This window comes from Leptothrix toolikensis (SeqCode), from assembly GCF_057922285.1.
Window position 1 is genome coordinate 1 of the sequence record NZ_JBYSVC010000074.1, and the last position, 12,022, is coordinate 12,022.

General features: G+C 60.4%; 7 protein-coding genes and 1 pseudogene. All 8 read left to right on the top strand.

The features are described from left to right. Positions 1 to 150: ABC transporter permease subunit (locus AC3VI7_RS10280; protein ID WP_489671499.1), on the top strand; the 150-nt coding region annotated here is incomplete at its 5' end. Continuing rightward, a complete protein-coding gene (locus AC3VI7_RS10285) occupies positions 147 to 1,205 on the top strand; it encodes an ABC transporter permease (RefSeq protein WP_489671498.1) in 1,059 nt (352 codons plus the stop codon). The genes AC3VI7_RS10280 and AC3VI7_RS10285, both read left to right, overlap by 4 nt. Position 1,206: 1 nt before the next feature. Continuing rightward, positions 1,207 to 2,913 carry an ABC transporter ATP-binding protein gene (locus AC3VI7_RS10290; protein WP_489668011.1) on the top strand — a complete coding sequence of 569 codons (1,707 nt, stop codon included), beginning with the start codon at positions 1,207 to 1,209 and terminating at the stop codon, positions 2,911 to 2,913. 154 nt (positions 2,914 to 3,067) lie between these two features. Continuing rightward, entirely contained in the window at positions 3,068 to 4,447 is a 1,380-nt protein-coding gene (locus AC3VI7_RS10295; protein ID WP_489668010.1) for a ribulose-bisphosphate carboxylase, read from the top strand. Positions 4,448 to 4,538: 91 nt separating this feature from the next. Then, entirely contained in the window at positions 4,539 to 5,342 is an 804-nt protein-coding gene (locus tag AC3VI7_RS10300; protein WP_489668009.1) for a CbbQ/NirQ/NorQ/GpvN family protein, read from the top strand. A 26-nt stretch (positions 5,343 to 5,368) separates the two neighbouring features. Next, entirely contained in the window at positions 5,369 to 7,630 is a 2,262-nt protein-coding gene (locus AC3VI7_RS10305; protein WP_489668008.1) for a nitric oxide reductase activation protein NorD, read from the top strand. Positions 7,631 to 7,859: 229 nt separating this feature from the next. Next, positions 7,860 to 10,427: an RHS repeat domain-containing protein gene (locus AC3VI7_RS10310; protein WP_489668007.1), complete on the top strand. Its 2,568-nt coding sequence runs from the start codon at positions 7,860 to 7,862 to the stop codon at positions 10,425 to 10,427. After that, positions 10,424 to 12,022: pseudogene (locus AC3VI7_RS10315) on the top strand (type IV secretion protein Rhs); the annotation flags it as partial. The gene AC3VI7_RS10310 and the pseudogene AC3VI7_RS10315, both read left to right, overlap by 4 nt.

Genomic DNA, 12,022 nt, shown 5'->3' on the forward strand with positions numbered 1-12,022 from the left:
TTGGGCCGTGAAGTGCTGCTGGCGGTGAACCGCAGCGACTATCCGGTCATCCAAGCGGTGACGGTTTATCTGGCGCTGCTGACCATGGGCATCAACCTACTGACCGACGTGCTCTACCGGCTCATCGACCCCCGGGTGGTGTTGCGATGAGGCAAGGTGACATGAACGGTGGCCGTGGGGTGTGGGCTTTGGCGTGGCAGCGCTATCGCCAAGACCGGGTGGGGCTGGTGGCGCTGGCGGTGGTGCTGCTGTTTGGCGGGCTGATTTTTCTGACGGCATGGGGCTGGGTGGCGGCGGATTGGCAGCGCGAGCGCGCGCTCCCCTATGCCCCGCCCGACTGGATCGGCCCCGCGCCCGCAATGGCCCCCATCTTGGCGGCCCCCAGCGGGCCGGTGCTTGATTTGAGCGCCATCGACCCGCTGGCATCGCGCTACGCCGCTTGGGCTGAGCGAACGGCTTACTGGCGCGCCCAAGACGGAAAAGTCGGCAAAGACGGGGTGCAAACCATGGTGCGGGCCAGCACCTTGCCTTTTGGCGCGGATCGGCTGGGGCGCGATGTCTGGGCCAAGGCGGTGCAGGGCACGCGCATCTCGGTCACGGTGGGTGTGTTGGCGGCCGTGCTGGCCACGCTGATCGGCACCACCTTGGGCGCGCTGGCCGGTTTCTGGGGGGGCAGGGTGGGGGATGTGTTGGAGGGCTTTTACAACGTCTTCACCGCCATCCCCGGCATCTTGTTGATTCTGGCTTGCGCGGCGGTGATGGGCCGGGGCATCACCAGCGTGGTGGTGATTTTGGGCTTGACTGGTTGGACCGGCGTGTACCGCTTGGTGCGCGCCGAGTTCATGAAGCACGCCGGGCGCGATTACGTTCGGGCCGCCGAAGCCATCGGCGTGAGTCCGGGCGCGCGCATGCTGCGCCACATCCTGCCCAACGTCAGCCATGGTGTGCTGGTGCAGTTGTCGATCTTGGTGGTCGGCTTCATCAAGTACGAAGTGATCCTGTCCTACCTCGGGCTGGGCGTGGCCATCGACCAAGTGAGCTGGGGCACCTTGTTGGCCGAGGCTCAGAGCGAGTTGATGCTGGGCTGCTGGTGGCAGCTGGCGACGGCGACCGCCTTCATGGCGCTGTTTGTCACCGCCTTTGCGCTCATGACCGACGCGCTGCGTGACGCCCTTGATCCGCGTTTGCGCGGCTTGGAGGCATGAGATGACCACTCCGTTGCTCAGCCTGCACGACCTGCACGTCGCCTTTCGGCTGGACCGCACGCAGCGTACCCACGCCGTGCGCGGTGTGAGCTTTGATATCGCGCCGCATCGCACCGTGGCGCTGGTGGGCGAGTCGGGCTCGGGCAAGAGCGTCACCGCCATGTCGATCCTGAACTTGCTGCCCGACAACGCCGAGCGCAGCGGACGCATCTTGTTTGAAGGCCAAGATTTGCTGCGGGCCACGCCCAAGCAACTTCAAGGCTTGCGCGGTCGTGCCATCGCCTGCGTCTTTCAAGACCCGATGGGCTCGCTCAATCCGGTGCTGTGCGTCGGCGATCAGCTTGCCGAGCCGTTGCAGCTGCACTTGGGCCTGAGCCGTCGCGCCGCGTGGGCGCGCGCCGCCGACTTGTTGGCCGAGGTGGGCTTGTCGGAGCCCAAGCAGCGGCTGCACGCTTGGCCGCATCAACTCTCTGGCGGTCAGCAGCAGCGCGTCATGATCGCCATGGCCTTGGCCTGCGAGCCCAAGCTGTTGATCGCCGACGAGCCGACCACCGCGCTCGACGTGACGGTGCAGCGCCAAATCCTTGATCTGCTGGCGCGGCTGAAAGCGCGTCACGGCATGAGCCTGCTGTTCATCAGCCACGACCTTGGCTTGGTGGCCGAGATCGCCGACGAGGTGGTGGTGATGCGCCACGGCCAAGTCCGCGAGCAAGGCGGGGTGGCTCAAGTGTTGAGCGCCCCCGCCGACCCCTACACCGCCGCCTTGTTGGCTTGCCGCCCGCGCCTCGACGGCCCCTTGCCTGCGCGCCTGCGCAGCATCGACGAGGAGACTGCCCCTGTTCCGCATGCGTCCATCGCGCCCTTGCCTTTGGCGACCCCAGCAACCTCCTTGGCCGCCCCGCCGCTGCTTGAAGCGCGGGCTTTGAGCCACCGCTACAGCGTGGGTGGCGTCGAGGTGGGCGGGATGCAGGAGGTGAGTTTTGGCCTTCAGCCGGGCCGCACCTTGGGCGTGGTGGGTGAGTCGGGTTCGGGCAAGAGCACCTTGGCGCTGGCCCTGTTGCAGCTGCACAGCGATCAGGGCCGCAGCGCCGGGAGCGTCTGGCTTGGGGGCGAACGCTTTGAGCCCCGCAAAGCCTCCTGGGCCACCCGGGCCGCCCGGGCTGTAGCGTTGGCGCAGCGCAAGCGCTTGCAGATCGTGTTCCAGAACCCGCTGGCCTCGCTCAATCCACGTTTCAGCATCGCCCAGACCTTGATGGAGCCGCTGCGGCTGCACAGCTTGGGCGCGGATGAGGCTGAGCGCCAAGCGCGGGCCGAGGCTTTGCTGGTGCGCGTCGGCTTGGACGCCAGCGCCTTGGGGCGCTATGCGCACGAGTTCTCCGGCGGCCAGCGCCAGCGCATCGCCATTGCGCGCGCCTTGGCGCTCGACCCCGAGGTCTTGGTGCTCGACGAAGCGGTGTCGGCGTTGGATGTCTCGGTGCAAGCGCAAGTGCTCAATCTGCTCAAAGACTTGCAAGCCGAACGCGGTTTGGCCTACCTTTTTATCAGCCACGACTTGGCCGTGGTGCGCTTCATGGCCGACGATATTTTGGTGATGCAAGCCGGCCGGGTGGTCGAACACGCCCCCACTGAAACGCTCCTTGCCACCCCCCGCGAGGCCTACACCCGGGCGTTGTTGGCGGCGGTGCCGGGGGGCTATCGTTCTTTCTGAGGAAGATTTTTAACCAAACAAATTCTTATCTCAGACATTAGAACTCGTTAATTTACCTTATGTCATTGCGCGGCTACAGTCCGTTCCGTTCCCTGAAGACCGATTAAAAACCGGCTTCCCCCAGTCCCTACTCAAGACCAATTTAGGAGCGCTCATGGACCAGTCCAGCCGTTATGCCGACCTTAGCCTGAATGAACAAGATCTCATACAGGGTGGTCGCCACATCCTGGTGGCTTACAAGATGAAGCCCAAGGCCGGTCACGGCTACCTGGAAGCGGCAGCGCACTTCGCGGCTGAATCGTCCACGGGCACCAACGTTGAAGTTTCGACCACCGACGACTTCACCAAGGGTGTGGACGCGCTGGTGTATTACATCGACGAAGCGACCGAAGACATGCGGATCGCCTACCCGATGGACCTGTTTGACCGCAATGTCACCGACGGTCGCATGATGATGGTGTCTATCTTGACGCTGATCATTGGCAATAACCAAGGCATGGGCGACATCGAGCACGGCAAGATCCACGATATCTATTTCCCTGAGCGTGCCATCCAGCTGTTTGACGGCCCGAGCAAGGACATCTCTGACATGTGGCGCGTCTTGGGCCGCCCGGTCAAGGACGGTGGCTACATCGCCGGCACCATCATCAAGCCCAAACTCGGTCTGCGCCCTGAGCCGTTTGCGGCTGCGGCTTACCAGTTCTGGCTGGGTGGCGACTTCATCAAGAACGACGAGCCGCAAGGCAACCAAGTCTTCTGCCCGTTGAAGAAGGTGCTGCCGCTGGTCTATGACGCGATGAAGCGCGCTCAAGACGAAACCGGCCAAGCCAAGCTGTTCTCGATGAACATCACGGCCGACGACCACTACGAAATGCTGGCCCGCGCTGATTACGCGCTGGAAACTTTCGGCCCGGACGCTGACAAGCTGGCCTTCTTGGTCGATGGCTTTGTGGGTGGCCCCGGCATGATCACCACTGCCCGTCGTCAGTACCCGAACCAGTACTTGCATTACCACCGCGCCGGTCACGGCATGATCACCAGCCCCAGCGCTAAGCGCGGCTACACCGCCTTCGTGCTGGCCAAGATCTCCCGCCTGCAAGGGGCTTCGGGTATCCACGTGGGCACCATGGGCTACGGCAAGATGGAAGGCGAGAACGATGACAAGAACATCGCCTACATGATCGAGCGTGACGAAGCTCAAGGCCCGGTCTACTTCCAAAAGTGGTACGGCATGAAGCCCACCACCCCGATCATCTCGGGCGGCATGAACGCGCTGCGTCTGCCGGGCTTCTTTGAAAACCTTGGCCACGGCAACGTGATCAACACCTCGGGCGGCGGCGCTTACGGCCACATCGACTCACCCGCTGCCGGCGCGATCTCGCTGCGTCAGTCGTATGAGTGCTGGAAGTCGGGTGCTGATCCGATCGAGTACGCCAAGGAGCACAAGGAATTTGCCCGTGCTTTCGAATCGTTCCCTGGGGATGCTGACAAGATCTTCCCGGGCTGGCGTGAAAAGCTGGGCGTCCACAAGTAAATCGTGCCCCAGTGAAGGCCCCGCCTCGGCGGGGCTTTTTTTAAGTCTTAATCCGAGCTTTTCCATCGGATATTGATGCAGTGAGTTCGCCATGATCGACCGTGATGCCTACCGGGTTCGCCGTGAGCCCTTCTATCAGCCCCAGGGCAACGAAGTGGCCCTGTTTGAAGCGGCCTACCGCGCCCGCCTGCCGGTGATGGTCAAAGGCCCGACCGGCTGCGGCAAGTCGCGTTTTATCGAAGCGATGGCCTGGAAACTGGACCGGCCGCTGATCACCGTGGCGTGCAACGAGGACATGACGGCCTCTGATCTGGTGGGGCGCTATCTGCTCGACGCCAACGGCACCCGCTGGCTCGACGGCCCGCTGACCACTGCGGCGCGCATCGGTGCGATTTGCTACCTCGACGAAGTGGTCGAAGCGCGCCAAGACACCACCGTGGTGATCCACCCGCTGACCGACCACCGCCGCGTGCTGCCGCTCGACAAAAAGGGCGAACTGGTTGAGGCGCACCCTGATTTCCAGCTGGTGATTTCCTACAACCCCGGCTACCAGTCGCTGATGAAGGATCTGAAGCAAAGCACCAAGCAGCGCTTTGTGGCCTTTGATTTCGACTACCCCGACGCCGCGCTTGAAACCAGCATCTTGGTGCAGGAGACCGGCCTTGACGAAGGACGCGCCGCCCAGTTGGTGCGCATCGGTCACAGTGCTCGCAACCTCAAAGGCCACGGTCTGGATGAAGGCATTTCGACCCGCTTGCTGGTTTACGCCGCCACCTTGATCCAAGGCGGTGTGGCCCCGGCCGACGCTTGCCGCATGGCCTTGGTGCGCCCGATCACCGACGACGCGGACATCCGCGCCACGCTGGATCACGCTATCGACGCCATCCTCGGCTGAACACGGAAGAAGAGGGAGTGACCGCGATGGACAGCCTTGAGGCCTTGGGCCGACTCGAAACCCGCTTCAAGAACGTCGAGCCGGTGTTTGCCGGCTTGTGGCTCGAAGCCCAGAACCGCCTCACGCCCTCCGGCCAAAGCGCCTACCTCGACGCGGCCAAGCTGCTGGGCAAACTCGGGCGCGGTGTCGAGCCGATGCTGGTCTTTCTGGAAGAGTGGCCTGCTGCGGCCACCAAGGTGGGTGAGGGCGCGCTGCCCTCGCTGATGGCCACGGTGCAGCTCTTGCAAAAGTCGCCCAACGGCAAAGCCATCGCGCCGCTGCTCCAAACCCTCGGGGCTGTGGCTCGGCGCTTGCCCACCGCTGCGCAGTTGCAGCTCTATTTCGACTTGGCGCTCGACTTGATGCGCCGCACCACCGGCTCGATCCACGGTTTCCACCAGACCCAGCCCAGCCCGGCTTTGCCAGAGTTTTTTCACCAAGCGCCCAACTTGCTCGGTTGGTTGAGTTTGGTGGGCTTGCGCAACTGGGTCGATTACGGCGTGCGCAACCACGGCCATCACCCGGATCGCCAAGTCGAGTACTTCCGCCTGCAATCGCCTGACAGCCGCGCCGTGCTGCAACGCGAGCGCCACGGCACCTTGCTGGTCGATGTGGACCGCAGCCTTGACTTGGGCTTGCGTGCGCTGTGGGACCACAGCGAGCCGTTGATTCCCTATTCGACCTTGCGGCTGGAAGAGCCGCGCCCCGGCCAAGCGGTGTTGCAACCCTATTGGGACGCGCAGGGTTTCCGGCTGCCCGACGTGCTCGACGCCGAGCGTGGCCTGACGGGGATTGAGCGTTACCGCGCCACCTTGGCGCACATGATGGGCCACCGCCGTTGGTCCACGCCGCTGATCGCCGACAACTGGAGCCCCTTCCAGCGCATGGCGGTCGAGATGTTTGAAGACAGCCGCATCGACACGCTGCTGTGCCGCACCTACCCCGGCCTGCGCCGGCTCTTTTTGGCGCTGCACCCCCAGCCGGTCGAAGGCGCGTGTGATCCGGCGCAAAAGTCCTGCTTGCGCCATCGCTTGGCGATGCTGTCGCGCGCGCTGCTTGACGCCGAGCACGGCTACCAAGACGCGACCCTGCTGAGCTTTGTCGAGCGCTTTCACGTCGCGTTGGCCCAAGGTGCGGATGGGGGTGAAGCTTCAAGCACCGTGATGGCTGAGCTGGCGCTGAGCTACGTGGCACGCACCCGCCGCCCGAGCGATCAGTTCGCCGAGGTCTTCTTCGACGACACCGTCATCGACTACCGCGACGACAACCGCCATCTCTGGCGCTTCATCGAAGAAGGCGACGAAGAAAGCAGCTTCGACGCCCCGCCGACCACCCAGCGACAAGAACTCACCGGCCTGCCGCCCCGGCTCTATCCCGAGTGGGATTACCTCACCGAAACCTACCGCCCCGACTGGGCCAGCGTCTTTGAAGTGCTGCACCCCAAGGGCTCGGCCGCCGACATCGACCGCCTGCTCGACAAGCACGCCGTGCTGGCGCGGCGCATGAAGAAGCTGCTCGATCTGCTCAAGCCCCAAGACAAGCGCCGCATCCGCTTCCAAGAAGACGGCTCGGAGCTGGACTTGGACGTGGCGCTGCGCTCGCTGATCGACTTCAAGGGCGGCAGCACGCCCGACCCGCGCATCAACATGAGCCACCGCACCGACGGGCGCGACATTGCGGTGCTGCTGTTGCTCGATTTGTCCGAATCGCTCAACCAAACCGCCGTGGGCGGCGAGCAAACCCTGTTGGCGCTGAGCCAAGAAGCGGTGGCGCTGCTGGCTTGGGCGGTGGACCGCTTGGGCGACCCGCTGGCGATTGCGGGTTTCCATTCCAACACCCGCCACGAGGTGCGCTACTTGCACATCAAGGGCGCGACCGAGCCCTGGGACGACAACGTCAAAGCCCGTTTGGCGGCGATGCAAGCGGGCTACTCAACCCGCATGGGCGCTGCGATGCGCCACGCCGCGCATTACCTTGGGGCGCAAAAGGCTGACAAGAAGCTGCTGCTTATCCTCACCGACGGCCAACCGGCCGACGTGGACAGCCCCGACGAGCAAATGCTCATCAAAGACGCCCGCCAAGCCGTCAAAGAACTCGGCACCGAAGGCATCTTTTCTTACTGCATCAGCCTCGACCCCCAAGCCGACGCCTACGTCAGCGACATCTTCGGCCACCAATACACCGTGATCGACCGCGTGGACCGCCTGCCCGAGAAACTGCCCGAGTTGTTCATGGCGCTGACGCGCTGAAGGTTGAGGGCGGCCCTCACCCCCGGCCCCTCTCCCGCCGGTGCGGGCGAGGGGAGTGGCGAACCATCCGTTCGCCCTGAGCTGGTCGAAGGGCTGATGAACTGGGGATCAAAAAGTTGATTTAAATCAATAAAAACAAACTTTACCTTCGTTTGAAGGTGTTTGTCATTGTGAGATTTTTACGCCTGTGTACGATCCGCCTAGATAATTTAAGGGATAAATGGGTGTCATGAAAAATATTAAATTTAGTAGAGGAAATAATTTTCTTGGGTTGATGCTATCGGCTGTATTTTGGTGTCCTTTGGATTCATCGGGCCAAGCTGTCACAATCACAAAAAGTATCAAGCCAATTATTTACTATACTACTGATAGTGGTATAACAAATGATCCGCAATCTGTAGCAAATTCTTGGAGAGATTGGAGAATAGCAGGTGCGCTACCTGGTATTGCGACCATATCTGGCATTGGTCCGTGCGCCAAGGGAAGCATGTATCCTGCATACGATAATATATATATGTGGGGCACCCCAATAAACTGGTGTGCCAATATAGAAATTAAAGATATATATGGCAACATAATTGTCAGCGGTGTGGAAGCTGCTGCCAATGGTGGGTACGCATGTCCAGATGTGAGCCAAGGCTCGCCGTATATGTTTGTGCCGCAGACTGAGGCTGGGTTAAGTAGCAATCACCAACAATCGCACTGCGATAGAATTGAAGAGGTACCGACCCCAACGATCCTGAGTTGCTCAACCAAGTTTGGTAACCCCATAGATGCTCGAAATTCATCCAAATTTGAGCAGGCCGTTGACTTTGAGGATATTCATGGTCTTTTGAGTTTTGTTCGAACGTATGACAGCACATCCGGTGTATTTAATGGTAATTTCACATATGGCCTTATACTGCCAACCTTTGGGGCAGAAACTTCGGCTTATAAAGCAGGCAGTATGTTGTGGAATAGCCTTCAAGGAAAATATGTCACATTTCCTACCTATGTGACTGAAATTAATCTTGACATCACAAAAGCAACATTCCTGACGCCAGCAGGTGATAGGTATGATTTTGCTTGGAATGCATCCACGGCAATACCAGCCAATCTATATAATAAGGATCGACTCTTATCATTGTCTTCGGGCTGGTTGTTGAGTCGATTGGATGAGCAGAAATACTATTTATTTGATGCTCAAGGCGTCTTGCAATCCATCACTACGGCATCGGGCCGTAAGGTGACGCTGAGCTACTCGACAGCAGCCATGGCAGGGATTACTCCGTCTGCTGGTTATTTGGTATCGGCAACAGATAACTTTAATCGAGCTTTGCAGTTTAAATACGATACCAATGGGCAGCTTTCTGAGTTTGTCGATCCAAGCGGTCAATCGATCAAGTATGTTCATGAGGCAACAAATGCGGGTCTGACCAATCCTTGGTCCAGAATGCTCAAACCCATTCAAGTCACGTTTCAAGATGGAAGTATTAAGAGCTATTTCTGGGATGAACCATCCTATGCCGCTTGGGATACGAATGTTTTGCAACGCACCAATCTTCTGACTGGCATGGCCGATGAAGCCGGTAATCGCTTTGCTACGTTTACCTATAAAAACGGCAAGGCGGTATCTACTGAACATGGGGTTGGCATTGAAAAATACACGTTTTTCGACCAACGTCCCGTGCCAGGTCAAGGCGTCGGTACAGTAACCATCATAGACCCGCTGAATACCTCGCGAGATATGGTTTTCAATTGGGTCAATGGCTATCCCCGCTTGGTCAGTCAAAGTCAGCCAGCGGGTTCTGGATGCAATGCCAGTAGCCAAGCCATCGCCTATGACGCGAACGGTAATGTCAGCAGCGTGGACGACTTCAATGGGCATCGGACCTGCATCGTCAGCGATGTGATTCGCAATACCGAGACAACCCGGATTGAAGGGCTCACCAACACCGCCGCTTGTACCAATGTCACGGGCTCTGGAGCTGTTTTGCCGGTGGGTAGTCGAAAAATCAACCGACAGTGGCATCCCGATTGGAATATAGAGACTCGACAGGCTGAACCGCTCAAGATCACAACGTGGGTCTATAACGGCCAACCCGACCCGACTGCTGGTAATGCCGTTGCGAGCTGTGCTCCAGCCACGGCCTTGCTGCCCGATGGCAAGCCCATCTTGGTGCTTTGCAAACAAGTGGAGCAAGCCACTACCGATGCCAATGGCGCTTTGGGATGGACGGCCGTCGCTACGGGTACGGCACGGGTGCGTAACTACACCTACAACGCTTATGGTCAGCTCCTGACCGAGAAAGACCCCCGGGGCAACACCACCACGTATGCCTATTACGCGGCAACCACCGCAAGTGTCACTGCGGGTGATCTTCAAACCGCTACCAATGCCGTTGGACACGTGACCACGTATGGTCAGTACGACAAGGCCGGGCGGGTGTTGCAGGTCACAGACCCTAATGGGGTTGTGACCAACATCACCTACAAGCCGCGAGGCTGGGTCGAAAGCGTATCGACTACCTTGGCACTGAATAGCGCAGAAACCACCACCTACAGCTATGACCTTGTGGGACAGCGCACAGGGGTGATGTTCTCCGACGGCACATCGCTCACCTACAAATACGACGCAGCCCACCGCTTGACGGACATCGTGGATAGTGCCGGCAACACGGTCACGTACATCCCCAACAACATGGGCCAACCCACGGAGGAGAGGCTCAAAGACCCCAAAGGGGTTCTAGCGCGCAACATCAGCCGAAGCTACGACGCTCTGGGTCGCGTGCAAAAGCTGACGGGAGTACGGCCATGAAGCGCGCTTCCACCCTTTTGGGGCCGACTGTGTTGTGGGTTATGGCGGGCACGGTCAGCGCGCAGACCTTGCCAGCGGTGGGGCCGATGAGCTGGGTGTATGGCTATGACGCGGTTGGAAGGCTGACGACCACCTTGGACCCGTTCTTGGCCAGCACCGATGTGGTCTACGACACCCTGGGACGGCCCAGCAAGATCACCCAGCCCGTGCCGGCTTCGGGCTTGGTGCGGCCGGTGATAGGCCAAGACTGGGACGGTTTGGATCAGCTCAAGACGGTGACGGACCCCCGCTTGCTCGCTACCAGCTACGTGCGCAGCGGTTTGGGCGACACCACCAGCTGGGTCAGCCCCGATACGGGCACCACCTCGGCCACCTACGACGCTGCGGGCAACAGGCTCAGCCGCACCGATGCCCGGGGTAAGACGACGACCTACAGCTATGACGCCCTCAACCGGCTCTACCGCGTGGTGTATCCGACTGGCACGGGCTCCGGTTTTATCTGGGACGGTGGCACCACCTTGCCCAAACCGCCCAACAGCTTGGGAAGACTCACCAGCTTGAGCGATGAGAGCGGCTCCACGACCTATAGCTATGACGTGCTTGGGCGCATCAAGACCAAGAGCCAAGTGCTCAACGCTTCTTTGAGCCGAACCTTCATCGTGCAGTACGGCTGGGGTGTACCCAGCTCGATGGCTGCGGCCAAGCTAGAAAATCTGACCTACCCCAGCGGGGCGCGGCTGAACTGGATCTACGACGCTACGGGGCGGGTTAGCGGCGTGACGGTCAATGCGGTCAACACCAACGGTGTGGGCACCAGTGCGACAGTGCTGCCGCTGCTGAGCAACATGGCTTACACGGCTTGGAACGAACCGGCCAGCTGGACGTGGGCCAGTGGAGCCACCTACGCCCGCACGTGGGACAGCTACGCCCGCCCCAAGACCTATCCACTCGGCAACCCAGCTGGGACAGGTTTAGCGGCGGGGATGACCCGCACCGTAGGCTATGACGACACGGGCCGAATCAACGCATACACCCATACCCGAGGCACCACAGCGCTCAACAGCTATGACCAAGGCTTCAGCTACGACGGCTTGAGCCGACTTATCAACACTTGGCAGGGCACCACCAGTTACGGCTACGACTACGACGCCAGTGGTAACCGCAAGACCTTGACGGTGAGCGGGATGGCCTACAGCGACCAAGTGAGCCCCAGCAGCAACCGGCTCAGCAGCGTGCAAAAGCTCAGCTCGACGGGCAGCACCAGCACGGAGGTGCAGGGCTATGACGCAGCGGGCAATTTGCTCAGCAGTGGGACGAGCGTCACAGCGGTGTATAGCGGCCGGGGCCGGGTGAGTACGACCACCGTGCCGGCAGGCACGACAACCAGCACGACGACTTATCGGTTCAATGCGCTGGAGCAAAGGGCCTTCAAGATAGGCACGCTGGTCAACAGCGGGGTGGCTTTTTATGTGTACGACGAGGCCGATCATTTGTTGGGCGAGTACGACGTGAACGGCAGTCCGCTCTATGAGGTGATCTGGCTGGGTGATTTGCCTCTTGGGGTGATGAAGCAAACCAAAACGGGTAACTTGGTG